Here is a 26,767-nt window from a genome sequence, read left to right on the forward strand (position 1 = left end):
CCCCTGTTACCGCCGTGAAAGGGCGGTGTCCTAGGCCTCTAGACGAAGGGGACAACATGGTGTTGTCACTAGGACTGGTTATTTATACTCAAACCATAAGAGTTATTGGTGGAGCTATGCGGGATCGAACCGCAGACCTCCTCGCTGCCAGCGAGGCGCTCTCCCAGCTGAGCTATAGCCCCAAACTGCATCTTCAAGAGATAACTCGTGTATCGCTGAAGACGGGGCGCATTTTATGGAGCTAGCAAAACAAAGTCAACATTTTTTTAAGCATAGTGCATTGTTCGCACCATTTTTAATCAAGATGCACACTTGTTCACCAAGGTTGTGATTTTTCGACCTGTTTCAACAGCCTAGCTATCAATATTTATACAAATAATTGACGCTAATATAGTCGCATCAAGGAAGATTTAACGGCGATATCCTGATAAAACCAAAATTTCCCTTGTTTTTCTACACCTGCCAATATCGCATTTTCATCTACCAATATTGTTTCAAATTCTGCTGTGCGTGGGTTTATGCGAATTACCATGTAGCCTTCTGCTTTTTTAATACTGGCAAACAAATCTTCACCATCACTCAAAAGATCATCCACCCTATTATCAGGAATCGTTAACAGTGTATTGATTTGCCCTTTTTTATTTCGTTGCTTAATGGTGTTGTTATTTTCAACAAAATAAATATTTCCATTATCATCACCTGTTACACAACTCGCTTGCTCGTTGCCCAACTGAGTAACTTCAAACGAATCTAATGAAAGTGTACTTGGGTACGTTTTGCCATTAATCAACTGGTGAACTAATAGTGTATTTTGTTGAGGTAAAAATTGCCTAATAAATACTGAATGCGAAAGCGAGTGTATTTGTTTTACCGAGTTACCGTCATTAATAACTAACTGCTTGCCCAACGAGTAGATAAATGCGTTATCAGACAACCAGGCAAAACCATTTAAATGCTGCCCTTTATTCAGCTCGGCTAGAACCGTCAATTCATTATTACGAGATCGATACAGCGCCTGCTCACCAGAGAAGTCTGATGAAAAAAGTATATCCCCACTGCTATTTGATATTGGCATTAAATTCGCACCAGCCAAATCAATTCTTTTAAACGTAGTAGGGTTTTCGTTAACTGATTTAAGCGCAAGCACTACATTTAAATGTGTGTGTTCAATTAAGATTGCGTCAACGTGTTTATCAAACTGCGCTTGGGTAATCGTTTTGTTCGTCGCATATGGCAATACTTCAGTTTTGCCACGTTCAACATCCAAAAGCATAAGTTGGGTATTCTTGGCTAGTAATAGTTGTAAGCCACTTGCATGCCAATCAAGTGATGTGTAATTACCCACATCTTGAAAAATACGCTCTTTGTTTTTGGTTTTAATATTGATAATTGAAACCGCTTTGCGCATTTGCCCTTCATCGGTCAGTACCGCAACCTTTTCTAGATCTTGCGAGACTGAAAAACTAATCACACCTTTCGCATTTTCAAATACCGAAAATATGTGCAACTTAGCAGCTTTATCATCAAATACGGTTATTTGATTCAAATGAGCAATATAAATGCGCTGCCCAACACTTTTAGGCGCTACATTCATTAAATACTCAACACTAAATAACTGGTTTGCTTGTCCCAAATGATTTAACACAAAGACATCAGTACCTTGATGATTGTTGCGCGCTGTAAATGCAGGTTGACCTTTAAACCAAAATGTATGAGTTATTTTTTGCGGCGTATTAAAAATTTCACTTTCGTTCACGCCATTTTTTAACCATAACGCTGATCCTAAGTCGCCCTCTTTAACAAATAGCATTTCATTGGCATTTCTATTTTGTGAAAACGCAAACGCATTCTGTTGTTTGTGTGTCAGTGGTGATAATGATGTGAAGTGCATAGGTACTAAATGTTGCTTTTTATATACATGAGCGACAACCCCCACAACAAAAAACACTAAAACACTTATCGCCAAAAGAAATAGTTTTATCCGATTCCCACTAAATTTTGCGGCCTCTTCTTTTAAGCAATAGCCTTTTTTAGGATAGGTAACTAAATAGTTCGCAGTTGCCGCTTGTTCATTAAGGGCTTTGCGAATAAGTGCAATCGCTCTTTGTATCAAGCTAGCGTTAAAAACTCGCCCCGGCCATACCTGGTTAAAAATATCCTCGCTGCTTATTACTTTACCTTGGTTATGATAAAGCAACTCAAGCACTGCCATTACTTTAGGTTCGAGTTCACTTGTTCCGCTTGTTGTAACAACCTCACAGCGAGAAAAATCAAACTGAAAGGTATGGTAACTATACTGCTGAGAATCGTGCATAATACGGTGCTGCCCTGCCCTAAGTAAAACTTAAGCTATTCTAAAGGCCTGAATCCTTGTGTTTTTTTGTTCAACTGACAAAGTTGTTCGACTTTAACACACAAGGACAATCCAATGAAAACTGCGCTTTATTGTTTCCTATTGCTTTTAAGCATAAGCACTTTTGCAGAAGTGAATAACGAATCTTTCACCTCAAGGGCACTAAATACACAGGTTACTTTCAAGGTAATTGTTCCCAAATCATATGGCACACGCCTGAACCAGTCTTACCCAGTAATTTACGTATTGCATGGGCAATGGGATTTTACGCTTGTTCAATCCATCAGCGATACATTAAAAAATGAAATACCCGAGTTTATAATTGTGCAAGTCATTGGCAAAGGTGAGCAATTGCAACCTAATGACACTAACATAAATGAAAATGCACGCTTATTTAGGCAACACTTCACGTCTGAGCTTATTCCGTATATAAAGAACAATTACCGCACCGCAGATTATTCAATATTAATTGGTCATTCAAATGCGGGGCGCTTTGCGATGAAACAGTTTTTAACAAAAAGCCCATTGTTTAACGATTACTTTATCTTTAGCCCTTCACTTGATGATGGTTATATTGTTTCACTTGCTCAATCGGTAACAGAATTAAAAGCGCACCTGTTTTTGAGCATTGCAAATGAAGGTGAACATATGCAACAACCATTTAATTCGTTGGTTACTATGTTAGAAAAACATCTATCTCTATCGCTCACAAATGAAAAGTATGCTCAATATAGTCACCAATCAAGTAAGGTAATTGCACTAGTTAACGCATTTCAAACACGCTTTTCACACTGGCAAGCCAATTATGAAACAAAAATTGCTGGATTAGCGCCGTTACTCGCACACTATAGTGCGCTGCAAAAGGAGTTCGGCTTTCAAGTATTACCCAGCAAAGATGACCTTATTCGCTTGCTCGCCTATTTCGCAATAAATAATAATGACCAAGAAGTCACCAAAATCTATGATTACTTAATTGCCCATTACTCAACTGCTGCAGAATCAATAACAGAAATCGAGCAATATCTTGAAAAAGAAGGCTACCAAAGCGCAGCTAAACTAATAAATTCATCGCGGTTGCAATAAAAACTCTCTTTTTTGTCGACTGCCAATACAATTTCAAGTGTTAGGCGCACAAAAAACAGCCCAAAAACGAAATTTAAGCGTTAACACTTGCTCTAAAAGCACTCAAGGCGTTTGACATTTATCCAAGTTGTTCATTTTAAGGCCACTTAACACATTTTTGTGAAAACAAGTATTGACTATAGTTGAACTAAATCTATAATAGCGCCCCACAACAACGCAGCAATGTGTTGTGATTCTAAAGCGGGTCGTTAGCTCAGTTGGGAGAGCATCGCCCTTACAAGGCGAGGGTCACTGGTTCAAGTCCAGTACGACCCACCACTTTAGAAATGACTATTTGGGGTCGTTAGCTCAGTTGGGAGAGCATCGCCCTTACAAGGCGAGGGTCACTGGTTCAAGTCCAGTACGACCCACCATTTAGTCAAAGTTTTGCATGGGTCGTTAGCTCAGTTGGGAGAGCATCGCCCTTACAAGGCGAGGGTCACTGGTTCAAGTCCAGTACGACCCACCATTGCAAAACACGTTAATTTAGCGGGTCGTTAGCTCAGTTGGGAGAGCATCGCCCTTACAAGGCGAGGGTCACTGGTTCAAGTCCAGTACGACCCACCACTAAATTAAAATCTATAATGGGTCGTTAGCTCAGTTGGGAGAGCATCGCCCTTACAAGGCGAGGGTCACTGGTTCAAGTCCAGTACGACCCACCATTATAGAATATCAATATGGGTCGTTAGCTCAGTTGGGAGAGCATCGCCCTTACAAGGCGAGGGTCACTGGTTCAAGTCCAGTACGACCCACCATATTGAACCTACCTCTTATTAAAAAATCCTTTAAAATCAAAACTTATTCACTATTTCAGCGTTAATTTATTGCTACTATTGCCACTGTTTTATATAGTTTAACTATGACCGCGCAGATAGAAATGCGATGAAAAATAAACGCTTATACGAATCCAGTATCTTACTTATAGACGATCAACCATTGGCATTAAGCTATATGAAACAATCGCTTGAAAGCTTAGGCTTTAGTGATATCTCAATTGCTGAAAATGCAAAAATGGCGTTGGGTCTTTGCCAAGAGCATACCTTTAATTTGGTTTTATGCTCATTTAACCTTGGTAAACTCAAAGACGGCTACCAACTATACGAAGAACTAAAAACCAAGCGTTTAATTAAAAACATTTGTGGCTTCATTTTTATTAGTGCAGAAACCGACACTAGCCTAGTACACAGTGTGATTGAGCTTCAACCCGATGACTTTTTAGCAAAGCCTTTTTCATTGAAAGTATTTGGTGAGCGCATTATTAAGCTATTAAAGCGCAAACAGGCATTGGCGCAAATTTACGATTTTATTGATGTTGGCAATGACTCAAAAGCGCTACGCTACGTTAATGAAATGCTGGCAGACAGTAGTAAAAATCACCTATCCCCTATTCTTTTAAAGTTGCGTGGTGAACTATTACTGCGTTTAAAACGCACCGCAGAAGCCATCGACTTCTTTAAATCTGTGCTGAATATTCAAAAATTTACGTGGGCACGTGTTGGTTTAGTTGAAGCCTACATTCAAAACAGTGAGTTTACCCAGGCCAAAAATATTTTAGAGGTTATGCTAACCAAGCCAGAAACCCGCTTAGTAGGTTATCATTTACTGGGTAAGTTAGAGCTGTTTTTAGAGAACTATCAACAGGCGCAACATTATTTGTCGCTGGCCTCTAAGCTAGCGCCGCGCAATATTGAACGCCAAGAAGATCTGATTATTTTAAGCAAATACAATCACGATCATGAAAAGCATTTCCGCGTTAATAAAGAGCTTGTGAAATACGCTAAGCACTCAATGCACGATAAGCCTGACATATACCTTAATTTGGCCCGCGCAGGTATTGATTACGCCCTCACGCTCGACCAAGCCGATATCGTAAATCGCCTCACCCGACAAAGTAACGAGTGTTTATCTGAATTACGCAAACAGTTCCCCGACAGCAAAGCACAAGAACAAATAGATGTGATCAATGCGCGTATTCACTATTTAAAAGATGAACGCTCAAAAGCCATTGCGCTTGTTGAACAACTTGAAGACCAGCCTATCATCCGCTCAGTAGATGATACCCTCGATAAAGCCAAAGCGTTTCATGAGTTAGGCATGCACCACAAAGCGAATCAATTGTTTGCCAAGTTAACCGAGCATTGTGGCAAATACCAAAGCGATAACGCACCTCTAAACGCCTATCTAAAACAAGAGCAACAAGAACGTGATGAAATTCGCCATTCACCAAAAGAATTAAACAATAATGCAGTACATAGCTACGAAAAAGGCAAATACGAAGAAGCGCTTAATTACTTTACTCAAGCGTTTCGCATTATGCCAAAAAACGCCAACATCGCATTAAACTTGTTACAGGTGATGTTAGATACGAAACACCCTGGTAGCCAAAGTCTTAATAAAGCTATGATTTCTCGCTGTATGGACACCATAAACAACGCCAAACTCGACGCGGAGCAACAGGCTAGGCTCGATAAATTAAAACCGATGATAAACAGCGTTATTTAACTACACTTAGCACTTCTAATTTATTTTTAAGTTTCACATTATTGACAAACTCAGCATCAATCTCTACATTTGTAGATGAGAAAACTACAAATGTAGAGATTGAAAATGAAATTATCTGACTCAGAGTCACAAGTTCTCCAAATTTTTTGGCAAAATGGAGTAAATTCAGCACCTCAAATTCATAAAGTAATTGAAAAAATACGACCTGTCTCTTATTCAACAGTCAAGACACTCATTGACCGTTTAGAACAAAAAGGAGCGCTAAGACGCACTAGCAAGGAAGGAAGAACTGTTTTTTATACAGCGGTTGCTGAACCAAAAGTAACGAAAAAGCCTATTGTAAAGTCACTTATCGACCGTATTTTTGGTGGTAAGCCGTCTGAATTAGCAGCGCACATAGTTGAACAAGAAACATTAAATAAGCAAGAAATTGAATATTTGGAAAGCATTTTAGCCAAACGTAAAAAGGAACTTAATGATGATTAATTATATATTGATTAATCTACTGTTCTCTATTTCAACTTTACTGATACATCGATATTGTAACTTATCAGCAAAAGTCGCGGTTCCGCTTCTGTTTGCTGTGTTAATTTCATGGTGTATACCCTATGATTTGCTAGTTAATTGGATTAGTAATTTAAATGCCAACAACTCATTTATGATACTAAGTACTCAAACTAGTAAAACAATAGCCAGCGCTAATAGTTATATATACGATCACAGCCTATCTCTGAGTGATTATCTTTATTTCTTGTTAGTTATTGGCTCACTAACAGCAGCCTATAAAGCATTAAAGTTTATTCTTTGGAGTAATTCTATTCGTTCAATATGTGTAAAAGATGAAGTACTTTCTGAAAATTTTAGACACCCTATTTATCGCACTGCACAACAGAATCCAGGCTTACTAGTAGGGTTTTTAAATCCCATCATATTAATTGATAAAGATTTAAATGAACGTGATTTACTTTCGGTCACTATCAATCATGAGTTAACTCATATTGCATACCGTGACCATATTCTTGTTTTCACTAGTGGCTTAATTTCTTATTTATTTTTCTGGAACCCACTTGTTAGAAAATTAGTTCAACAGACGAAGCTCACGATTGAACAACGCTGTGATGAAAAAACAGCATTGAAGTTAGGCACTAATGAATACTTGATGGGTTTAGCACAACTTATTAAGCACTATCAAAAGCCTGAATCTTTTGCTTTCAACACAACTTTATTTAATTCAAAAAACCAAGGGATCATTCGATTAATCTATTTAAAGGAGAATAAAATGTTAACTAAACTACAAAGATCAATCATCGCGATAATAACGTTAATAAGCAGCATGATTACATCAACTCTAGTACTTGCTCAAGTTGCTCAAACAGGAAATGTTCAGTTGCCAAGACAAGGCGTTGCTTTAAAAATTAAAACAACTTTTCAAGCTGAGGAAGATAGTATTTTTACACAAGCAACAGATGTGCTATCAGATTTTGATAAACAAGTTTCACTTGATGTAAATGATGAATTGAATACAAGCTTTAAATATACAATTACAGATTTAAAACAAACCGCATTAATTGATTTTTACATGTCTATAAATGGAGAAGTTGTTGCAACACCAAAACTTGAAGTTTTATTTGGAAACACCGCTGAGATGAGAATAGATAATCTAATTTCTCTTGAGGTCACACCATCAAGAGCCATGATAAATAAGCCGTCAGTTAGTCAACTTGATCTTTCAATACCCTTACAAACACCTTAATAGTATTAAATCACGAGAAATAGTAGGCTAAATTTAGTCCTACTATTTCGCTTCGTTCTTTGTTTCTGGCTCAGGCCATTCATTAAAATATACACTTAAATAACGACTTTTAAGTAGGTATAGCCCTGCCCAACTGAGCAATACCAATTGCACGGCCAAACCTATTGAGAAAGTATAATATTGGCTTTTTGCCTGCAACAATGACCAGCTTAAGTCCATCACCACATTGGCCAGTAACAACCAGCGCGCATATCGCCAAATAGACTTAGGCCACTGCATTGCATTTGGACGCCTAAATAAATAACAAAAAGTCACCAAAATACTTATAGCAGCTATTGCAAGGGCAACAAAAAACTGTTGTTTTTGTGGGTAGAAAATCGCCATCAAATTTAAATCTTCACGTCGCGATGCTGCTGCAAATAACCACAAAATATAGGGCCTTAGTAGTAGCACCAGCACTAAGATAAAACCTAAAGGCGCACGAAAAAAGCCGTTTTTATCCCAATATTCAGGTCCAAACCGGCTCATACTTGGTTTTTTCTTTATTTGCAAAACGTGAGACCGTAAACCAAATACGTGTTGAGTTGCTTGTTAAGTGCCCAAATAACTAACTTTTGTCTTAGTAATATAAGCTCGTAAACACCAGCTTTCTTTACCGAACATAAATATCGGGTTTATAAAGCCAGCAATATATTAACCGTCACTTGGTATAATCGAACATCGACTCATTGAAAAGATTCTAAGTTACAATATTTTTTTGAAATTGGGTTTCGTACCATCAAGGTTTTCAATTCGAGTAATAATGATTTATTTACCAATAATTTGCCCATAATTAAACAATAGTAGCCTCGCAAAATTAGAGTCATGGATAACCCATGAATGCGATACTTATAAGGTAAACACTAGAATCTGTAAACGCTTCCGTTCCGAAATACCTAAACAGACGCATCGCAGCTCCCATATGAATTACCGCGTCGGGAAAGGAGCTTTATGGGCTATTCAACTAGTTGTTTTTTCTACAATTTTATATTAAGTGTTATCTTTAAGGCCCTTTGGTGGTAGTTCATTTTCACGCTTAGCTATAATGCCATCTATTTCTTTGGCTCTGTAGAGGGTAGCGTAACGTTCAATTGATTTTGCAGACTCATAAAGCTTTTCTAAGGTGTATTTATTGAGGTTTATCTTAGATTCCATGTGCAGAGTACTACTTGGCATTTAACGCTTATTATCGAGAATCCCGGATATGTAACTTTCAGACATCACTAAAATTTTGATAAAAACAACAACAAACAATTGATTAATATTAATAAAAAATTTAAAGGCGTTGATGTATACATTTCTAGAAAGAAAGCGAGACCTCAGTTACGACCTATTAAATACTAAAGAGCTTTAAAAATCTAACAATTAATCAATAAGTTGAATTTTATGGGCAAGGTTAAGCAAGAATTAATAAATCTTTTTAATTAGAAGTAAAATCATATTTTGATTAGTTAGCTATTTTATCTTTGCAAATGCGCATACTTTTAAGATATTCAATAAAATTAAAGAACAACCTATATATACATTTTATAAATAATGAGTGTGAACGGGCTTATTCCTCGATGGTTATTTAAATTCAGTGGCAAAATTACTTTAAGAGCTTTAAATATAAGTCGATTCAACTTGAAAATTTGGGTCAATACCCCTTTGTCCATTAATTCCTCTAATTGCTAAAATGAACTTTTGAACTAAAACGATACTTCTAACCCAAACGGTAGGCTATTTTAAAAGTGAAAAATAAAACTGCTTGTAGAGTTTTAGGTTTTATCGTCTGCTTTAATGGGATACCAAAACACGTACATAAAAAGGCATTGCTCGCAACAATTAGTAGTCTTATTGATATGACTTCCGCAAGCAAACCCAGAGTAGAAAAAGTGCAAATAGGGTTCAATTTTTTGCTTAAAGGGTTCTATCAGTAATGCAATTACACTAATTACACTATATTGAATAATAAAAAGTAGAAGAGCCTTAATAAGGCTCTTCTAATATTAACCACAATCAATAAAATTTGATAAATACCATCAAATCCAATCACCTAAGACCTTTATCGTTAATAGTCCAATTGAATGTGTGGATCAACACCTCTCTACTCCTATAGCTTTCAAGAGAGAAAAATTGATTTGCATCTAGTCGAACACCAACCCTTAAGTTTAACTGGGACCATTCCTTTAGTAATTTATCGTAATTTTCCTGTGAGAACGTGTCATTAGAAAGCATAAGCCACATATCTTGAACATTGCTCACATCCCATTTAGAAATATCGCCATTAAAGTGGCTCTCGTGAAACATCCATTTCATCGAAGTCACTTTACCCACATTCCATCTATTAATGTCACCATTAAAATGACTATATCGAAACATTTTTGACATATCCGTCACATTACTGACATCCCACAAAGATATGTCACCATTAAACTGACTAGACATAAAAATTTCAGCCATTACTGTGACATTACTCACATTCCATAGCGATATATCTCCATTAAAGCTCGAAAACGAAAACATACCAATCATATTAGTAACATTACTCACATTCCATTCAGAAATATCACCATTGAAAGGTGTTTTATAGAACATATAGCCCATATCTGTTGAATTTTTCACATTCCATTGAGAAATGTCACCATTAAATGGAGTTTCAAAAAACATACCAGCCATGTTGGTTACATTACTTACGTCCCATTTGGAAATATCACCATTAAATGGGGTTCTAGAGAAAATATTTCTCATATTTGTGACGTTACCCACATCCCATTGGGAAATATCACTATTAAATAAACTGTTCTCAAACAACCCTTCCAAATTTGAAACATTACTCACATCCCATTTGGAAATATCACCAGCGAATGAGCTGTCATAAAACATTTTTTCCATACTTTTTACATTACTAATATCCCACTGCGAAATATCGCCATTAAATGAACTTTTGTAAAACATATAGCCTAAGGAATCAACTTGACTTAGATCGGGTAGACTAGGGGTTATTTGAGTAAGGTTAGGTGTGTATGCAAACGAGTACAGCATACTTTGCCATTCAGTTTCCCCCCATTGGACCACAGACGTTAATCTATGCTCAGCCACCGGATTAGCATTAGTGGGTTTGCGAGAGAAATGAGGGAACTTCCCATGTATAGAAATTATATATTCACCAGGTTCTTCATATGTATGAGTTATTGTATTCATTACATTTTCATTAACTGTTCCATCACCCCAGTCCACTGTATAATTATAGTCATAATCAGTATTGGCATATAAAGTGATATCTAAGCCATGATCGTAAGTAATTTCCCAACGCGTTTTAAATGGTTTAGGCTTTCTAACTATAACGGTGCGTTGCACTTGGGATGTGTTGTTCGCTTCATCTATACCAGTATAAGTAATGATGTACTCACCCACTTTACTTACGTCCACCTCACCTGTAATAGTAACAATCACTTCATCAGTCACGTTGTCTGTAGCAGTTGCGCCCAGCTCTTTATATTCCCCTCGATTAACGATAATTTCGATTATTGATTCACCGTTTAAGACAAGATTTGGAGGTGTTAGATCTACAACTTGAACAGTTCGAGTAATGCTAGCTATATTATTCGATTTGTCACTCGCACTGTAAGTAACGATATACTCGCCAACTTTACTGGTGTTTACGCTGCCTGATATTATGACATTTACATCACTGTCAACGTTATCTTTTGCTACAGCTCCATGTTCTTCGTATTCCCTCTCTAATTCTATAGTGAGAGTTGCTTCACCATTTAAAACAATATTAGGCGGAGTTGTGTCAATAACGTGAACAATTCGTTTTACGCTTTTAGCTGTATTATTTTGTCTATCTTTTGCACTGTAAGTTAGGACATACTCTCCAAGCTTACTTGTATCAACAATGCCGAATATTGTTACGCTTATATCCTCGTCAATATTGTCCGATGCCGTAACACCTAGTTCTTGGTATTCATTCTCAAATTCTACATACAGGATTGATTCACCGTTTAGGATGATACTGGGTGGTGTTGTGTCAACAACCTCAACAATTCGCGAAATACTTGATTTATTATTAGCTTCATCTCTTGCGCTGTAAGTTATGGTGTATTCTCCAACTTTCTTAGTGTCTACGGTACCAGATATCTCAACATAAACATCACCATCAACACCATCGGTTGCTGTTGCTCCTTGCTCATGATAATCAGCTCCCCCTTCAATTGTGATGTGTGCTTCACCATTTAGGCTAATAAGCGGAGGAACTATATCTTTGTCAGCTTCAGGGACTTCGCCCGACCCTCCACCGCATCCTCCTAATACAATGAATGCCAAAGCCAACAATCTTGTTTTTATACTCATGTTTTCCCTTAAATAATACTTGCACATTTAGCACTTGCTAATTCTATTAGATGCCTTCGGTTATTGTTCTAAATAGGCAGCTGATATTGAAATGCTAAATCTACCATTTCAATCGTAAAGAGTTAATAGCTCCTTTAAATTCACGATTTTGATTCCAAAAAAGTTCAATTTTTGATAGTCAAGTAAAGGATAACGACGGGCAAAGTTTTGTATTTAGCATACTGCTAAAAACCCATCAACCTCCCTATTTATATCAAAACAGCGTCTAGAAAACATTCTAACAACTTTTGAAAATCACAAAAGAATCTGTTCTAACCCTACTATTTACTTTTAAAAAAGCGAAAAATAAAGCGTGCTGAAAAACACAAACAGCATGATTAATACAGCGCTATGAATAGTCGTCACTTTTATCTTCGTCGAGTTCTGGCTCAGGCCACTCGTTAAAATATACACTTAAATAACGACTTTTAAGTAGGTATAGCCCTGCCCAACTGAGTAATACCAATTGCACGGCCAAGCCTATTGAAAAGCTATAATATTGGCTTTTTGCCTGCAACAATGACCAGGTTAAATCCATCACCACATTAGCAAGTAACAACCAGCGCGCATACCGCCAAATAGACTTAGGCCATTGCATTGCATTTGGGCGCCTAAATAAATAACAAAAAGTCACCAAAATACTTATGGCAGCGATAGCAAGGGCAACAAAAAACTGTTGTTTTTGCGGGTAGAAAATCGCCATCAAGTTTAAATCTTCACGTCGCGATGCTGCTGCAAATAACCACAAAATATAGGGTCTTAGCAGTAGCACCAGCACCAAGATAAAACCTAATGGGGCACGAAAAAAGCCGTTTTTATCCCAATATTCAGGTCCAAACCGGCTCATACTTGATTTTTCCTATCAGCCAGCACACCAAGAACAACAAAAAGTGAAAAGACTAAAAGTGGCAAAAAGCCTCGCTCGATTTGTTGAAACAATCGCACTAAATAAGGGCTTACAAAAACAATTAAGCTACCAACCCCTATGCCCGTAACAAGAATAAAAACCAAAGTCCGCGCAAAGAAGTTACGCTGACCGATTAAACGTTTTACTGCCTTGTTAAGACTCGCACCATATATCGCGGTTAAGCAAATTAAGGCAATTAATACAATCTGGCTTAGATAAGGTGAAAGCCAAGTCGCAACTTGGCTATTTAATGATGAAAAAAAGCTCACAACTTCTGACATTGGTTACTCGTACTTCGCAAAAAGGACTAGCATGTCATCTTCCGTCAACACATCAACACCTAAGTCTTGTGCTTTAGTGAGCTTAGAGCCTGCTTTTTCACCAGCGACTAAAGCGTGTGTTTTAGCGGAGACACTGCCCGACACTTTTGCACCGAGTGCTTGAAGTTTAGCTTTTGCTTCGCTGCGCCCCATTTGATTTAGTGTACCTGTTAGCACATAAGTTAAACCATCCAACGGCATTTCATCTTGTGACTTTTCTTCGATATCTGGCCACTGCAAGCCAGCAGCTATTAATGCGTCAATCACCTCTTGGTTATGTTCTTCTTTAAAGAAGTAATAAACGTGCTTAGCAACAATCTCACCTACGTCAGAAACGTCCTGTAAGCCCTCTATTGAGGCGTTTTGTAATGCATCAAGGGTTTTGTAATGATTCGCTAAATTTTGCGCTGTCGCCTCACCTACTTCACGAATACCCAGTGAATATAAAAACTTAGCAAGTGTGGTTTGCTTGGCTTTTTCAAGTGCCGCAACTAAATTCTCGGCCGACTTTGGTCCCATACGCTCAAGCGACTCAATATGGCCTTGGCTTAAACTAAATAAGTCAGCTGGAGTTTGGATCAGTTTACGATCAACTAACTGCTCCACTACTTTATCACCTAAACCATCTACATCGAGCGCTTTACGTGAAGCAAAGTGCTTAATCGCCTCTTTGCGCTGCGCTTCACACACCAAGCCACCGCTACAACGGGCAACCGCTTCGCCATCAATACGTTCAACGTGCGATTCACATACAGGACACGCTATCGGAAATACAATTTCTTTACTATTTTCTGGGCGGCGATCAAGCACGACACTTGCGACTTGCGGGATCACATCTCCTGCGCGGCGAATAATCACAGTATCACCAATGTGTACGCCTAGGCGTTCAATTTCATCGGCATTATGTAAGGTGGCGTTAGATACTGTTACACCGCCAACATAAACTGGCTCCAAGCGTGCAACCGGCGTAATTGCGCCGGTGCGGCCTACTTGAAACTCAACATCTAATAAGGTGGTTAATTCTTCCTGTGCAGGAAACTTACAAGCTATTGCCCAACGCGGTGCGCGGGCGACAAAACCTAAAGTTTGCTGAATCGCTTTATCGTTAACTTTGATTACTACGCCGTCAATTTCGTAGCCTAGCGCGGCACGACGAGCAAGAATATCTGAATAATAGGCAAAGGCGTCTTTGGCATTGTCTGCAGTGCGAATCTCAGGGCATACTGGTAAGCCCCACTCTTTTAGCTGCATTAATTGCTCATAATGGGTTGCTGCCAGCTCAAACCCTTCAACTACGCCTGTGCTGTAGGCGTAAAGCATCAGTGGGCGAGATGCAGTAATTTTAGGGTCTAATTGACGTAAACTACCTGCAGCTGCATTACGCGGGTTAGCAAAGGTTTTATCCCCTTTTTCTTGTTGCGTTTGGTTAAGTTTGGCAAACCCTTTATCGTCAATAAACACTTCTCCGCGTACTTCTAAACGCGCTGGAATTGAATCACCACGCAAACGTAGCGGCACGTTGCGAATAGTTTTTACATTTTCGGTAATGTTCTCACCTACCTGACCATCACCACGCGTTGCAGCGCGCACTAATACACCGTTTTCATACAAGATAGACACGGCTAAACCATCGAGCTTTGGCTCACAGCAAAACGCTAAATCACTAGCATCTTTTAGTCTGTCTTTCATACGTTTATCAAATGCGTAAAACTCACTTTCATCAAACGCATTATCAAGCGACAACATCGGTACTTCGTGGTTTACTTTTTCAAATGCAGCAAGCGCCATACCGCCGACTTTCTGACTTGGCGAATCTGCTGATTTAAGCGCTGGATTTGCCTCTTCTAACGCAATCAGCTCACGCATTAAACGGTCATACTCAGCGTCCGGTACCGTCGGATTATCTAGCACATAGTATTGATAATTGTAATTTTCAATTTGTGCTTTAAGTTGGTTTATTTGTTCAGCCGCGCTCACGGAGACTTCCTCTATATTCGTTAAAAAAGCCACCGCAAGGGTGGCTTTTGTTTAAATCTGGTTGTGACGTTACAGTTCGTCAAATTCTCTGATTTTTTCAACATATTGCCTAACAGTGGCAACATCCAGCTCTTCGCGGTTATGGTCGAGAACTGTCGCGCTAAACTCATCGGCAATTTTCTTAGCCGCGCTGTGAAGCATATTAAACGACGGTAAACTGTCACCTGCACAAGGCAGTGTCATAAACAAGCTTACGCCTTCAGTTTGAAGTTGTTCCATATTATCAATATCGAACGTGCCTGGGTTAAACATATTTGCTAAACGAAATAGCACTGGGCCCTGGCCTGATGCATCTTCATGACGATTAAAGAAGCCATCCTCTGAATACTTAAAACCTAATGTAAGTAATAACGGCAGTAGCGAAGAGCCTTGCATCGGCAAACCTTCTTCGGTTTGAATATGAATGATGATGTAGTCTTGAACTGCTGTCTTACCTTCAGGCGCTTGTTCTGGCTCGTCACTAACTTGTGTGCTTCGCTCATCGTCATCAATGCTAATCGATAAATCGCCTAGTTCTGGTTCATCGTTCACATTTAATTTTGCGCTCATTTGTGGTTCAACCACAGATGGTTTTTCACTTTCAGGTGCTGCTTCTTTTTTGTCTGGAGCGGCACTTGGTTCTTGAACAAGTGTGCGGCTGTCATTTTTACGGATTGACCAAAGGCCATGAAGCAGTACGCCGCCAATTACTAACGCACCACCAATAATTAACACCCACCTTAGTTCGTCACTCATTCAAGTACCCTTAAATTTATATTTTTTTCCGATTTTCAAAATTATTAAGCAAGCGGCACTTAATTTCAACCGCTTATCTTATGCAAAGTGCACAGATAAGACTAGTTGCTGATAATTTATACCGAAAGCTAAGCGGATTCTGACATTTCTAACGCTTTTTCAATATCCACCGCAACCACACGTGAAACACCTGGCTCAGCCATGGTGACACCGGTTAAGCGCGCGGCCATTTCCATGGCGATTTTATTGTGACTAATATACACAAATTGCACGTCTTGTGACATTTCTTCCACTAAACGACAAAAACGCCCAACGTTGGCATCATCGAGCGGCGCATCCACCTCATCTAACATACAAAATGGCGCGGGATTTAACTGGAAAATAGAAAAAACCAACGACAACGCCGTCAGTGCTTTTTCACCACCACTGAGTAAATGAATCGTCGCATTTTTCTTACCCGGAGGGCGTGCCATGATTGCCACCCCCGTTTCAAGTAAATCGTCTGATGTCAGCTCTAAATACGCTGAACCACCACCAAATACTTTTGGAAACAAGTTCTGCAAGCCATTGTTCACTTGGTCAAATGTGGCTTTAAAGCGCTGTTTGGTTTCTCGGTCTATTTTAACGATTGCCGTTTCTAATGTATCAAGCGCGCTGATTAAATCATCGTATTGTTGGTCAAGGTAATTTTTACGCTCAAATGCTTTATCAAACTCTTCTATCGCCGCTAGGTTAATTGCACCTAATCCAGCAATATCGCTCGAGACTTTGTTCAATTGGCTTTGTAAACTATTAAGTTTGGCATCTTCAGGAAGCGTTGCAATCACGTCTTTTAACTGTGTGTTTAATTCTGCAAGCGGTGACAGTGCCGCTTCCGATTTCAGCTGAAACCCTTGTTGTTCAAGTATAATGTTTTGTTTTTGTTGTTTCAGGTTGTCGAGCTTTAGCTGCTCAGTACCTATGCCCGACTCGGCTTGCTTTAATTTCTCTTTCGCATCATCTAGATTGCGCTGCTTTTGCGATTTTTGCTCGATAAGCGTTTCAAGCATTAGGTGCTGTTCCGCAATCGCCTCGTCAAGTTCAACCAGCGGCAGTTGAATGTCTTCAAGTGTAAACTTTGCTTCTTCAAGTTGCTCGTTAAGCTCACTAAAGCGTGATGAAAACTGGCCTAATTTGGACTCACATAAGGCTGCTTGGTTTTTTACACTCTCTAAATGTAATTGTTGTTTATGGTGCTGATTTTTCTCATTTTCATAGGCATTTTGAAGCTGCCTAGTAACCAGTTTGGCATTATGGTAATCCGCTTCTAAGGATTCTTGCTGCTGTTTTAAATCACTGAGGCGTGTTTCGGCTTTAGTTAATTGCGCAGTCAACGGCGCTTGTTCGTTGCCTACAGCGTCAAGTTGAGTAATCAGTGCCGCTAGCTCATTTTGTGTTTCGTCACATTGCTTCGCAATAGCCGCTAAACGTTCGCTAGCAAAATTATGTTCTGCTTGTTTTTGTGTGAGCGATTGCATTAATGATGATAACGCGTGTTGCTTTTGTGTTGAAACAACACGCAACTCATCAACCTTTTTTTGCTCTGCAGTAAGCGCTTTTTGCGCACTTTCGAGTTCGCTTTGTGCAGCGGGTATCGCTTTCTCTATGTCTTTTAATAACTGGTGTTTTACGATGTGTGAACTTTCACTGTCAAACTCACAGGGAATACACCAGTTAGCGCCGCGTAAATCGCCGCGCTGATCCACCGCAAATAAAAATGGCCCTGACCAAAAATCATCTTCTAACGTATCGATATTTTCAACAGCAGCAATCGCATTAAAGTATTGTGGGATGGGCCCTGTAGTGATTTTCTCAGCCAATGACCCATTTGCGCAATGGTGTGTTTGCGGCCAAATACTGGGGGTTTTGCATTCGCCATCGAACTGCGCGCTAACATGCGCATGGCTTAAATTAAACAAACTTGCTTCAACTGCCACTTGCCAAGATTTATCGACACTAAGCTTAGAGACAAGCGTTGGTGAGCCTGACTGGCTCTGTGTATTTTCACCTACAACCGTTAAAAGCGCCGCTTGTTTTGCCGCTAAATCATTACAGGTTTGCTCGCTTTTCCTCGCTGCTGTATGTTTTTGAGCAAGCACATCTTGCGCTTGTTGGAGCTGAATATTTGCGCTTTCACATTCAGCTTCGGCTTGTTGTACGAGGGTTTTTGCTTGTGTTAAATCAATAGCTTCCAGTTGCTGAACAAGTGTTTCACGCTCTGATTTCAGTTGGCTTTGGCGCTGCTGGCAAGCGCTTTGTTGCTCTGACAGTTGCGCGTATTTAACATTTAATGCAGACAGTGCTTTTTGCTGCTCAGTTTGCGCTTTTATAATCGTTTGGTTTTCCAACAAGGATGCTTGATAAGCGCTATAACAGGTTTCTTGCTGTACTTTTTGTTCTTCGTATTTGTGTAAGCTGATTTCTAACTGTTCTGCGGTACTTTCAAGCGCTTCGTTTGAAAACGCAACTTGTTCGCTAATGTCATCAAACTGTTGCTTTGTTTGCTGCTGCTCTTGCTGGATTTGCTGATACTGTGTTTGTAACTGCGCAATGCGTTGGCTGAGCTGTGTTTTTTGGCTTTGCTTATGCACTTTATCTTGTTCGTCACGCGCCAACTTGTTGCGCAACTGATATTCTTGGTGCTGCGCATCATTCACCATGTCATTAGCTTGTTCGATTGCCAATTTTAATGCCGAAATCACATCATCATGACCGCTGTGCGCTTCGCTAAGAAATGCGATTTGCTCATTAATTTGCGCCAGTTTTTCTTCGCTTTCGAGTAGTTTTTGTTGCAGTGCTTGCCATTTAAGCACGCATATTTGCGCTTTTAAGGTACGTTCTTTGGCTTTAGCCGTGGTGTAAGTGCGCGCTTTTTCTGCCTGCTCTGTTAGCACATTGAGTTGATTTTCAAGTTCGGTGCGTAAATCAAGCAAACGCTCTAGATTGTCGCGCGTGCTGTTTAAGCGCGTTTGTGTTTCGCGTCGTCTTTCTTTGTATTTTGAAACGCCAGCCGCTTCCTCGAGGAAAATCCGTAAATCCTGTGGCTTACTTTCAATTAAACGCGAGATCATGCCCTGTTCGATAATCGCATAACTGCGTGGGCCAAGTCCGGTGCCTAGGAAAATATCTGTGATATCACGTTTACGGCATTTCTCACCATTTAAATAGTATTGTGATACGCCTTCACGGGTAACTAAGCGTTTAATCGCTATTTGGTTACGTGACGCAAGCGTGCCCGGTAAACGTCCTTCAGTATTATCAAATAATAATTCAACAGACGCTTGTGAAACTGGTTTGCGCTCTGTTGAGCCATTAAAAATGACGTCTGTCATGGCGTCGCCGCGCAGGTTTTTAGCCGAGCTTTCACCTAGTACCCAGCGCACAGCATCGATGACGTTTGATTTACCACAGCCATTTGGACCAACAACACAGGTCATTTGATCGGGAAATGGAATTTTACTTGGCTCTACAAACGATTTGAAACCCGCGAGCTTAATTGAGGCTAGACGCATTTTATTCTTATTTGATTGTCTAAATAGTAAGAAAATTAAAGGCCAACTTTATCAGATTTACCCTAAATGAAACAACTTGTAACGCTTAACAACAAAATCTGGTTTAAAGGGAGTCTACGGCTTATTATAATCGTTATGGTGAGTTGTTGTTTTATTGGAGTTTTCCATGCAATTAGGAAAAGGGTTCGAATACTTTTTATCGGGCTTTAGTTTAATCAGCCAAAAAGGGTTAAAACGCTTTGTGCTGATCCCATTACTAATTAACTTGGTGCTATTTGGTAGCTCGTTGTTTTTTATTATTGGTTGGATTGAACAAGGCGTTAACTACGTCAATGGCTACCTGCCTGACTTTTTATCTTGGTTAGAATTTATTATATGGCCTATTGCATTGTTGCTGGTGTTGTTTATCTACTCCATGGTGTTTACGGTTATCACTAACTTTATCGCTGCACCATTTAACGGCTTATTAAGTGAAAAGGTCGAGCTGTATTTAACAGGGCAACGCGTTAACGACGATGGGTTAGCTGATTTACTAAAAGACGTACCACGTATGCTTGGCCGTGAATTGGCAAAACTGATGTACTACTTACCAAAAGCTTTGTTATTTTTAATTTTACTGTTGTTTATTCCGGTGTTTGGTCAAGTGATGTGGTTTTTATTTAGCGCGTGGATGTTTGCCGTACAATACATTGATTACCCGTTTGATAATCACAAAATCCCGTTTGCTGAAGCGCGTCAGCACTTAAAGCAAAAACAGGGCTTAAGTTACGGTTTTGGCAGTGCTGTATTAATTTTTAGTATGGTGCCAATCGTTAACTTAATTGTAATGCCGGTAGCCGTATGTGGTGCAACGCGTTTGTTTGTTGAAAACTATCGCATCAATTACCGCGCTTAGCATATAGCGCTCACTAAAAAGGCTGCAATTGCAGCCTTTTTTGATTTAAGTACCCATAGCGATTAACTATAAACGTTTTGCGGTACTTTTAAGATTTGAATATGTACTGTGATTTCTTCACGGTCATGGTACAGCTGCTTTGCTTGCAGTTCATACTTGATGTTGTACTTAGTCAATTCTTCATGAATTAAGTTTAAACACTGATAAACCGCGTCAAAACGTTTTTTCATAGGCAGCTTTAAGTTAAAAATTTGCTCTTTTACAAAGCCGTTTACCGCCCAATCAATCATTAAATTAGCGACCTTAATTGGTTTTTCAACCATATCGCATACTAGCCAATCAATATTGCGTTTGTCCGGACGGAATTTAAAGCCATCTTCACGCTTATGTTTAACTTGGCCTGTTTCCATTAATGAATCAGCCATAGGGCCGTTATCAATTGCTTGTACCATCATGCCACGGCGCACTAACTGATACGTCCATCCACCTGGGCACGCACCTAAATCAACACCACGCATACCCGGTTGCAAACGTGACTCATGCTCGTCTTTTGGTACAAAAACATGAAACGCTTCATCAAGTTTCAGCGTCGAGCGGCTTGGCGCATCTTTTGGCATACGCAGACGCGGAATACCCATATAAAATGGAGAATTGTTGTAGCTGTAAGAAAAACCAACGTATGCAGCGCTATTTGATAAAAACATTACGTGTAAAACAGGACGGTTTTTCACTTCATTAGCAAGTAAGGTTTCTTGCGCCACTAACGATTTACGTAGTGGAACGGATAGCTTTTTACAAAACTTTTGCAGCTCTTTTCCGTCATTGGTGTCTGGTGTTTCTACCCGTAGCTCACCACACAATGGAAACTCGCTAACCGCCTCGCTAATAGCTGAAACGCGGTCTTCAATCGGCATTTTATCAACCAGTTGCCCAACAAACCATTGACGTGCAAAAACCATTTCTTTAAATGGCAACTTACGCACAACGACTTCGGCTTCTAACGGGTCGTAGCAGTTAAAGGTGATATAACCGCTGTTATCTTTTGCTTTTACAAATCCACCAATTTCACGCAGTGCTGCATGGTGGCTTATTTCGGCGGCACAATCGTTTTCAAAACCCGGACGACAATAAATTACAATCGCAGACATTTTTCTCACTTACTTAACTTGAGCTGGTTTATGGTTAATAACCGAAACGGTAAACAGTAACCAACTCACAATAAAACACACGCCACCAAGTGGCGTTATTGGGCCAAAAATCTTTATACCCGTTGTTGCCAACAAGTATAGACTGCCACTAAAAAACACAATGCCTACAATGGCAAAAATACTGGCCCACTTTAATTTGTACCCGCTGTTTCCCAGTAATCCAAACAAGATTAACGCTAAACCGTGAATAAACTGATAATCAACACCGGTTTGAAACACCGCTATCATTGCTGGGCTGATTATTGATTTTAATCCATGTGCTGCAAACGCACCTAACATCACGGCGAGGGCACAAAAAATGCCACCTGCTGCTAAGCTAAACCTGTTCATAGTTGTTTTGCGATAAACTGAGATGCAATTTCGGCTGCTGTTTGCCAATTTTGCAGTTGGGTTAAACCACTCGCTTTTCGTGGTACTAATGAATGATCCCCATCAGGGATCCAAAAAGTGTGCACATTATCGCATACTGGATAACTTTCTACCTCATCTTTTTTACCAAAGGTATCACGCTCACCTTGAATTATTGCAAGTGGCGCGTTGAGATCAGGAAAATGTTCGATTCGAAGCTTTTCTGGCTTGCCAGGTGGATGAAATGGGTAACCAAAAGCAACAACGCCCTTGACGCTTTGTTCACACGCCAACATTGATGCCATTCGTCCGCCCATTGATTTACCGCCAATAAATAAAGGTAAGTTAGCATCAACCTCTGAAAGTATGCTTTCAAAATAGGCTAATAGTTTTGGTGCTCGTTGAGGCGGGCGTTTTTTGCCCTCTAATTTGGCTTGCTGCATATACTCAAAATCAAATAAGCCAACTGTGACGCCTAATTTCGCTAAATTGTTGGCCATGGTGACCATAAACTCTGAATCCATGCCTGCACCAGCACCGTGCGCCAAAATCAATTGCGCAATGGGTTTATCTGCATTTACCCAATTAATCATTAAAACCTGCCTCAATCTGTTCTTTTTCTACCATGCTGAGCATCCACTCTTTAAATGCCACGATTTTACCTAATTCAGACTGCGATTCTCTCAGCACTAAATAAAAGGCATTTTTACTTTCTAAGTGATGGCTAAATGGCACTATTAATCGCCCAGAATCGATTTCTGGCTTGGCTAAAACACTGTTTACCAGTGCTATACCTTGCCCATGCACCGCGGCTTGCAATACCATTGAAGAGTGACTAAAAATAGGCCCCTGATTTACCCGCGAATTAGCAACGCCCAACGTTTTGAACCAACTTTTCCAAGGTTTACGTGTCATATCATGCAGCAATGTATGGTGCTGTAAGTCGTTTGGCTCTGCCAGCGGCTTGGGCCCGTTTAACAATAACGGACTGCATAAGGGCACTAAGTATTCGGTATGAAGTTTGTGACTTTGTACGCCACTCCAATGACCGCGACCATAATAAATCGCCACATCAACATCATCAGTTAACGAGTTTTCGTCTAAATCTTGCGCTTTAATACGAATATCAATCTCCGGATGCAACTCGTTAAACGCTTGCAAGCGTGGTACCAACCATTGAATTGCAAAACTCGGGGTTAAACTTACTGCTACCGAACCTTTTGCACCGCGTGCTAATAACTTTTCTGTTGCATCAACCAATTGGGTGAATATTTCTTTAATATCGAGAAAATACGCCTGCCCTTCTTCTGTTAGTAACAGTGAACGATTTCGCCTTAAAAATAGTTTTAAGCCTAAGTGTTCTTCTAAGGTTTTAATTTGATGACTAACAGCGGCTTGTGTAACAAACAGCTCGTCTGCTGCTTTGGTAAAGCTTAAATTACGGGCGGCTGCTTCAAACGCTTTGAGTGAGTTTAGCGGGGGCAATCTTCTCGACATGACAACCTGATGACGTATTCATTAGTTTTTTTTATCTGAACGCATTATAAATCATCGTTTTTAAAAGGCAAACAACTTGGTTATTATTTACTCCGAGAGGAAAAACTGCCAACCAAATTATAGTTTTCCCCCTTAATCATTTAAGTAGCATTTTAGAACTTAGATATTTATGCAACCCAGATGCATAAATTGAGTTTGTTTAATTTAGGCAAACTTAGTGATTTTTAGCAGCATAAAATAAGCGTTACACTGCGAATAACCTGCTGCTGAAACTCAAACAATTAAAACGTGGGTTATTCACGTTTAATCTGCCCAATAAAAAAGACGCATATTGCGTCTTTTTTAATGCCTTTTATGCAAAGGTGTTCGAGCGTGTTGACCTTTATGGTTTAAATTCTGTTCATATCCAAACCGTTTTGATCGCGGCGTCGCTTTGCAGGCCTAGTTGGCTAAACCAAAAAGTGACAACAAAGAGCATAACCCGCTAATCTTCTTCGATGTTTTCTACACCTTTAGTGCCTTTGTGAGCTTTTAATTTGTGATGAATTGCCGTTTTAATTAGCATATAGCCACTGATTGGTGCCGTGATCAGTAAAAAGATCGATATCAAAATTTCTTTCGCGCTTGGCTCATTAACGATTGCACTAAAATAAACAATAGAAGCAATCAGCACACCCGCCATGCCTAACGTAGTTGCCTTAGTTGGACCATGTAAACGCATAAAGAAGTCCGGCATACGGTTCATACCAATTGAACCGATTAGAATAAACACGCCGCCTAACAACAACAGTAGTGAAACAATAATCTCTGCCATAATAATTACTCTATAATATCGCCGCGTAAAAGAAACTTACAAATTGCCACCGTACTGACAAACCCGAGCATGGCAATCAACAATGCTGCTTCAAAATAAAGCTCTGACGCCACTTTAATTCCGTACAATACAATAAGCGCAATACTGTTTATATACATGGTATCAAGCGCTAAGATGCGATCTGGCACAGATGGTCCGAGAATTAGGCGCCATAAATTAAGTAACAGTGATACGCCAATCATTGCCGATACAATTAGTATAACGGTGCTTAACATTGAAAAATCTCCTTAAGCGGTGCTTCATAACGGCTTTTAATCGTCGCAATTAGTTCTGCTTCGTCATCTAAGTCAAGAACATGAATAAGCAAATAACGCTGCGTCACTTCTTCGCCCTCGTCTAACGACTCAGGAAACGGATACACCTCTGCACTCACAGTACCCGGTGTTAAGGAAACTGTGCTCGCTAGTATGGTGATTGGCATTTCATGAGTTAAATCAAGCGGTACTTTTACAAACGCCGGACGCAATTTTTTAATTGGCCCTAAAATCAGAAACGCTACTTGCACATTGGCGGTAACAATATCGTATAACACCAATAAAAAGTGCTTAAACGCAAGCCACTTTCGCATAATCAGCGGCTGAGGCTCACGAAAGCGTAGCGTTGCAAGTGGGATCACTGTAGCTAGAATAGCTCCTAACACGATATGCCCGAGCGAATAGCTGTTATTTAGCAGTAACCAGACGAAAAACAATAAAATGCTTCGAAATGGTGTTGGAAAAAGACTAAAGCGAGCTTCAAAACGCATCTTACTTGCCTCCTAATACAGCTTGTTGCAAGCCAAGGGTATCAAATACTTGTGTTGCGGCAAGCGTGGTAATTTCGCTGATCGGTCCTGCGAAAATACTTAATAGTGGCGAACAAAGCAGCAAGCTGATTACGCCCACTAACTGACAACTCGTTGCCTTTGTCTCTGACGGCTCTTGCCCGTTATGACGCCAAAACAGCTGCGAACCTGCGCGTGTAAGCGTTACCAATACAAGTAAAGATACAACCAAATAAACTGCCCAGAACCAAGCTGCTTTATCAACGTTGAGGGCTTCTTGTAATAACCAAACTTTACCAATAAACCCTGAGAACGGAGGCATACCAACCACAGCAAGCACAAACACAATAAAGCTGGTACCCAATAAAATAGGTTGCCCAATTGGTTTGGCTGGCACAAGACGTACACCTACTTTGCCTCGCTGTTTACCAATCACATCTGCTAGTAAAAATAAGCCCGCTGTCACCAATGTTGAATGCACTAAATAATACAGCGCTGCCGCAATTGCGCCTGGCGTATTAAATGCCACAGCAGCGATTAACGTCCCTATCGATACAATAACAAGATTTGCCACAATCATACGAAGATCTTTACTGGCAAGTACGCCCAACATACCGATAACTAATGTGATAATTGCTGCAGGCCATAACCACACTTGTGCGATATGGGTGCTTGTATCATTTGGGTCAACAAAAATTGTTGGGTAAACACGAATAATCGCGTAAATACCAACTTTGGTCATAATCGCAAATAACGCGGCAACCACTGGCAGTGCCGATGCATAAGTTGCCGGCAGCCAAAATTGCAATGGGATCACTGCTGCTTTAAGTGCAAACACGATAAGTAACAGCATGCCACCGATATTTAATAGTGCTCGGTCATCGCCCGATAACTGCGCCGCTTTTGCCGCCATGTCTGCAATATTTAAGGTACCTAACACGCCGTATAAAATACCGAGTGCAACCAAGAACACACTTGAGCCTACCAAGTTTAAAACCACGTAATGCAACGCAGATTGCGTTTTGTGTTTATCAGAGCTGTGCATCAATAATGCATACGATGAAATCAGTAAGACTTCAAAGAATACAAAGAGGTTAAATAAGTCGCCCGTTAAAAATGCACCGTTCACACCTAACAATAAGAAATGTAATAGTGGGTGGAAGAAGCTACCGGCTTCATCATCACCACACAGTGAATAAAGTACACAAATCAGCGCAAGAAAAGATGTCAGTGTCACTAACAGTGATGACATTACGTCGGCTACTAATACAATGCCAAAAGGTGCCTGCCAATTACCGATAGCATAAACAAATATTTCACCAGACAGCGCATTGTTTAGCATATAGCCGCTTACTACAAGAGTAAGCAATGCCATGATGCTTGAAACAATGCGTCGCGCTTGTAAGTTTTTCCCCGATGGTGGTAGTAATAATAAAATACCAGCCAACATCGGCACTAAAACGGGCAAAGATACAAAATGTGGCACGTA

At 39.9% G+C, this 26,767-nt stretch carries 22 protein-coding genes and 7 tRNA genes; 11 read left to right on the top strand and 18 right to left on the bottom strand.

What is annotated here, in order from left to right:
• Positions 1-106: 106 nt before the first annotated feature.
• Both ACHSBP_RS07125 and ACHSBP_RS07130 read right to left on the bottom strand, forming a co-directional pair.
• Positions 107-182: transfer RNA gene (locus tag ACHSBP_RS07125), tRNA-Ala, on the bottom strand.
• Positions 183-385: 203 nt separating this feature from the next.
• Positions 386-2,314, bottom strand: coding sequence for a transcriptional regulator (locus tag ACHSBP_RS07130; protein ID WP_395388437.1), 1,929 nt, complete (start codon positions 2,312-2,314; stop codon positions 386-388).
• Between the two features lie 114 nt (positions 2,315-2,428).
• On the opposite strand from ACHSBP_RS07130, the gene ACHSBP_RS07135 reads away from it, so the two are divergent.
• From ACHSBP_RS07135 to ACHSBP_RS07180, 10 genes are all read left to right on the top strand, one after another.
• The gene (locus tag ACHSBP_RS07135) at positions 2,429-3,436 is read left to right on the top strand and encodes an alpha/beta hydrolase (RefSeq protein WP_395388438.1); all 1,008 of its coding nucleotides are present in this window, start codon (positions 2,429-2,431) and stop codon (positions 3,434-3,436) included.
• A 242-nt stretch (positions 3,437-3,678) separates the two neighbouring features.
• Positions 3,679-3,754 (top strand) — tRNA-Val (locus ACHSBP_RS07140).
• Between the two features lie 19 nt (positions 3,755-3,773).
• A tRNA-Val gene (locus tag ACHSBP_RS07145) sits at positions 3,774-3,849 on the top strand.
• A gap of 19 nt (positions 3,850-3,868) precedes the next feature.
• Positions 3,869-3,944, top strand: a tRNA-Val gene (locus tag ACHSBP_RS07150).
• A 22-nt stretch (positions 3,945-3,966) separates the two neighbouring features.
• Positions 3,967-4,042 (top strand) — tRNA-Val (locus ACHSBP_RS07155).
• A gap of 19 nt (positions 4,043-4,061) precedes the next feature.
• Positions 4,062-4,137, top strand: a tRNA-Val gene (locus ACHSBP_RS07160).
• Positions 4,138-4,154: 17 nt separating this feature from the next.
• Positions 4,155-4,230, top strand: a tRNA-Val gene (locus ACHSBP_RS07165).
• A gap of 127 nt (positions 4,231-4,357) precedes the next feature.
• The gene (locus ACHSBP_RS07170) at positions 4,358-5,977 is read left to right on the top strand and encodes a response regulator (protein WP_010559816.1); all 1,620 of its coding nucleotides are present in this window, start codon (positions 4,358-4,360) and stop codon (positions 5,975-5,977) included.
• 105 nt (positions 5,978-6,082) lie between these two features.
• The gene (locus ACHSBP_RS07175; protein WP_010559815.1) at positions 6,083-6,463 is read left to right on the top strand and encodes a BlaI/MecI/CopY family transcriptional regulator; all 381 of its coding nucleotides are present in this window, start codon (positions 6,083-6,085) and stop codon (positions 6,461-6,463) included.
• Positions 6,453-7,730 (top strand): M56 family metallopeptidase, encoded by a 1,278-nt coding sequence (locus ACHSBP_RS07180; protein ID WP_395388439.1) that lies wholly within the window; start codon positions 6,453-6,455, stop codon positions 7,728-7,730. The genes ACHSBP_RS07175 and ACHSBP_RS07180 overlap by 11 nt, the downstream gene beginning before the upstream one ends.
• 42 nt (positions 7,731-7,772) lie before the next feature.
• On the opposite strand, the gene ACHSBP_RS07185 is transcribed toward ACHSBP_RS07180, so the two are convergent.
• From ACHSBP_RS07185 to ACHSBP_RS07220, 8 genes are all read right to left on the bottom strand, one after another.
• Positions 7,773-8,258, bottom strand: coding sequence for a DUF2919 domain-containing protein (locus tag ACHSBP_RS07185; RefSeq protein WP_395388440.1), 486 nt, complete (start codon positions 8,256-8,258; stop codon positions 7,773-7,775).
• 501 nt (positions 8,259-8,759) lie between these two features.
• Complete coding sequence (locus tag ACHSBP_RS07190; protein ID WP_395388441.1) at positions 8,760-8,924, bottom strand: hypothetical protein; 165 nt, start codon at positions 8,922-8,924, stop codon at positions 8,760-8,762.
• 876 nt (positions 8,925-9,800) lie between these two features.
• On the bottom strand, positions 9,801-12,104 hold the full coding sequence (locus ACHSBP_RS07195) for a BspA family leucine-rich repeat surface protein (protein WP_010559811.1): 2,304 nt from the start codon (positions 12,102-12,104) through the stop codon (positions 9,801-9,803).
• Positions 12,105-12,492: 388 nt separating this feature from the next.
• Positions 12,493-12,990 (bottom strand): DUF2919 domain-containing protein, encoded by a 498-nt coding sequence (locus tag ACHSBP_RS07200; protein ID WP_010559810.1) that lies wholly within the window; start codon positions 12,988-12,990, stop codon positions 12,493-12,495.
• The gene (locus ACHSBP_RS07205; RefSeq protein WP_010559809.1) at positions 12,987-13,331 is read right to left on the bottom strand and encodes a DUF3392 family protein; all 345 of its coding nucleotides are present in this window, start codon (positions 13,329-13,331) and stop codon (positions 12,987-12,989) included. Before ACHSBP_RS07205 ends, ACHSBP_RS07200 begins: the two co-directional genes overlap by 4 nt.
• Positions 13,332-13,334: 3 nt before the next feature.
• Positions 13,335-15,347 carry an NAD-dependent DNA ligase LigA gene (ligA, locus tag ACHSBP_RS07210; RefSeq protein ID WP_010559808.1) on the bottom strand — a complete coding sequence of 671 codons (2,013 nt, stop codon included), beginning with the start codon at positions 15,345-15,347 and terminating at the stop codon, positions 13,335-13,337.
• 69 nt (positions 15,348-15,416) lie between these two features.
• Positions 15,417-16,142: a cell division protein ZipA gene (gene zipA / locus ACHSBP_RS07215; RefSeq protein WP_395388442.1), complete on the bottom strand. Its 726-nt coding sequence runs from the start codon at positions 16,140-16,142 to the stop codon at positions 15,417-15,419.
• Positions 16,143-16,270: 128 nt separating this feature from the next.
• Positions 16,271-19,693, bottom strand: a complete 3,423-nt coding sequence (locus ACHSBP_RS07220) for an AAA family ATPase (RefSeq protein WP_010559806.1) — start codon at positions 19,691-19,693, stop codon at positions 16,271-16,273.
• 166 nt (positions 19,694-19,859) lie between these two features.
• Between ACHSBP_RS07220 and cysZ the strand changes: the two genes are divergently transcribed.
• Positions 19,860-20,588 carry a sulfate transporter CysZ gene (gene cysZ, locus ACHSBP_RS07225; RefSeq protein ID WP_054980081.1) on the top strand — a complete coding sequence of 243 codons (729 nt, stop codon included), beginning with the start codon at positions 19,860-19,862 and terminating at the stop codon, positions 20,586-20,588.
• Positions 20,589-20,650: 62 nt separating this feature from the next.
• Here cysZ and rlmM read toward each other — a convergent pair whose 3' ends face one another.
• From rlmM to ACHSBP_RS07265, 8 genes are all read right to left on the bottom strand, one after another.
• A complete protein-coding gene (gene rlmM / locus ACHSBP_RS07230) occupies positions 20,651-21,736 on the bottom strand; it encodes a 23S rRNA (cytidine(2498)-2'-O)-methyltransferase RlmM (protein ID WP_010559804.1) in 1,086 nt (361 codons plus the stop codon).
• A gap of 9 nt (positions 21,737-21,745) precedes the next feature.
• Positions 21,746-22,126 carry a DUF423 domain-containing protein gene (locus ACHSBP_RS07235; protein ID WP_010559803.1) on the bottom strand — a complete coding sequence of 127 codons (381 nt, stop codon included), beginning with the start codon at positions 22,124-22,126 and terminating at the stop codon, positions 21,746-21,748.
• Complete coding sequence (locus ACHSBP_RS07240) at positions 22,123-22,737, bottom strand: alpha/beta family hydrolase (protein WP_010559802.1); 615 nt, start codon at positions 22,735-22,737, stop codon at positions 22,123-22,125. Before ACHSBP_RS07240 ends, ACHSBP_RS07235 begins: the two co-directional genes overlap by 4 nt.
• A complete protein-coding gene (locus tag ACHSBP_RS07245) occupies positions 22,730-23,641 on the bottom strand; it encodes a transcriptional regulator GcvA (RefSeq protein ID WP_010559801.1) in 912 nt (303 codons plus the stop codon). The genes ACHSBP_RS07240 and ACHSBP_RS07245 overlap by 8 nt, the downstream gene beginning before the upstream one ends.
• 484 nt (positions 23,642-24,125) lie before the next feature.
• Positions 24,126-24,455, bottom strand: coding sequence for a Na+/H+ antiporter subunit G (locus ACHSBP_RS07250; RefSeq protein ID WP_010559800.1), 330 nt, complete (start codon positions 24,453-24,455; stop codon positions 24,126-24,128).
• Between the two features lie 5 nt (positions 24,456-24,460).
• The gene (locus ACHSBP_RS07255; RefSeq protein WP_010559799.1) at positions 24,461-24,730 is read right to left on the bottom strand and encodes a K+/H+ antiporter subunit F; all 270 of its coding nucleotides are present in this window, start codon (positions 24,728-24,730) and stop codon (positions 24,461-24,463) included.
• Positions 24,724-25,260, bottom strand: a complete 537-nt coding sequence (locus ACHSBP_RS07260; RefSeq protein ID WP_010559798.1) for a Na+/H+ antiporter subunit E — start codon at positions 25,258-25,260, stop codon at positions 24,724-24,726. The genes ACHSBP_RS07255 and ACHSBP_RS07260 overlap by 7 nt, the downstream gene beginning before the upstream one ends.
• Before the next feature lies 1 nt (position 25,261).
• On the bottom strand, positions 25,262-26,764 hold the full coding sequence (locus ACHSBP_RS07265; RefSeq protein WP_010559797.1) for a monovalent cation/H+ antiporter subunit D: 1,503 nt from the start codon (positions 26,762-26,764) through the stop codon (positions 25,262-25,264).
• Positions 26,765-26,767: the final 3 nt, after the last annotated feature.

Origin of the sequence: Pseudoalteromonas sp. XMcav1-K (assembly GCF_044005875.1) — a bacterium.
GTDB classification, from domain to species: Bacteria; Pseudomonadota; Gammaproteobacteria; order Enterobacterales; family Alteromonadaceae; genus Pseudoalteromonas; species Pseudoalteromonas spongiae.

What these genes read in the sequence shown, in the direction of transcription:
- ACHSBP_RS07130 (WP_395388437.1), bottom strand. Translation starts at nt 2,314, where the DNA reads ATGCACGATTCTCAGCAGTATAGTTACCATACCTTTCAGTTTGATTTT.
- ACHSBP_RS07135 (WP_395388438.1), top strand. Translation starts at nt 2,429, where the DNA reads ATGAAAACTGCGCTTTATTGTTTCCTATTGCTTTTAAGCATAAGCACT.
- ACHSBP_RS07170 (WP_010559816.1), top strand. Translation starts at nt 4,358, where the DNA reads ATGAAAAATAAACGCTTATACGAATCCAGTATCTTACTTATAGACGAT.
- ACHSBP_RS07175 (WP_010559815.1), top strand. Translation starts at nt 6,083, where the DNA reads ATGAAATTATCTGACTCAGAGTCACAAGTTCTCCAAATTTTTTGGCAA.
- ACHSBP_RS07180 (WP_395388439.1), top strand. Translation starts at nt 6,453, where the DNA reads ATGATGATTAATTATATATTGATTAATCTACTGTTCTCTATTTCAACT.
- ACHSBP_RS07185 (WP_395388440.1), bottom strand. Translation starts at nt 8,258, where the DNA reads ATGAGCCGGTTTGGACCTGAATATTGGGATAAAAACGGCTTTTTTCGT.
- ACHSBP_RS07190 (WP_395388441.1), bottom strand. Translation starts at nt 8,924, where the DNA reads ATGGAATCTAAGATAAACCTCAATAAATACACCTTAGAAAAGCTTTAT.
- ACHSBP_RS07195 (WP_010559811.1), bottom strand. Translation starts at nt 12,104, where the DNA reads ATGAGTATAAAAACAAGATTGTTGGCTTTGGCATTCATTGTATTAGGA.
- ACHSBP_RS07200 (WP_010559810.1), bottom strand. Translation starts at nt 12,990, where the DNA reads ATGAGCCGGTTTGGACCTGAATATTGGGATAAAAACGGCTTTTTTCGT.
- ACHSBP_RS07205 (WP_010559809.1), bottom strand. Translation starts at nt 13,331, where the DNA reads ATGTCAGAAGTTGTGAGCTTTTTTTCATCATTAAATAGCCAAGTTGCG.
- zipA (WP_395388442.1), bottom strand. Translation starts at nt 16,142, where the DNA reads ATGAGTGACGAACTAAGGTGGGTGTTAATTATTGGTGGTGCGTTAGTA.
- ACHSBP_RS07220 (WP_010559806.1), bottom strand. Translation starts at nt 19,693, where the DNA reads ATGCGTCTAGCCTCAATTAAGCTCGCGGGTTTCAAATCGTTTGTAGAG.
- cysZ (WP_054980081.1), top strand. Translation starts at nt 19,860, where the DNA reads ATGCAATTAGGAAAAGGGTTCGAATACTTTTTATCGGGCTTTAGTTTA.
- rlmM (WP_010559804.1), bottom strand. Translation starts at nt 21,736, where the DNA reads ATGTCTGCGATTGTAATTTATTGTCGTCCGGGTTTTGAAAACGATTGT.
- ACHSBP_RS07235 (WP_010559803.1), bottom strand. Translation starts at nt 22,126, where the DNA reads ATGAACAGGTTTAGCTTAGCAGCAGGTGGCATTTTTTGTGCCCTCGCC.
- ACHSBP_RS07240 (WP_010559802.1), bottom strand. Translation starts at nt 22,737, where the DNA reads ATGATTAATTGGGTAAATGCAGATAAACCCATTGCGCAATTGATTTTG.
- ACHSBP_RS07245 (WP_010559801.1), bottom strand. Translation starts at nt 23,641, where the DNA reads ATGTCGAGAAGATTGCCCCCGCTAAACTCACTCAAAGCGTTTGAAGCA.
- ACHSBP_RS07250 (WP_010559800.1), bottom strand. Translation starts at nt 24,455, where the DNA reads ATGGCAGAGATTATTGTTTCACTACTGTTGTTGTTAGGCGGCGTGTTT.
- ACHSBP_RS07255 (WP_010559799.1), bottom strand. Translation starts at nt 24,730, where the DNA reads ATGTTAAGCACCGTTATACTAATTGTATCGGCAATGATTGGCGTATCA.
- ACHSBP_RS07260 (WP_010559798.1), bottom strand. Translation starts at nt 25,260, where the DNA reads ATGCGTTTTGAAGCTCGCTTTAGTCTTTTTCCAACACCATTTCGAAGC.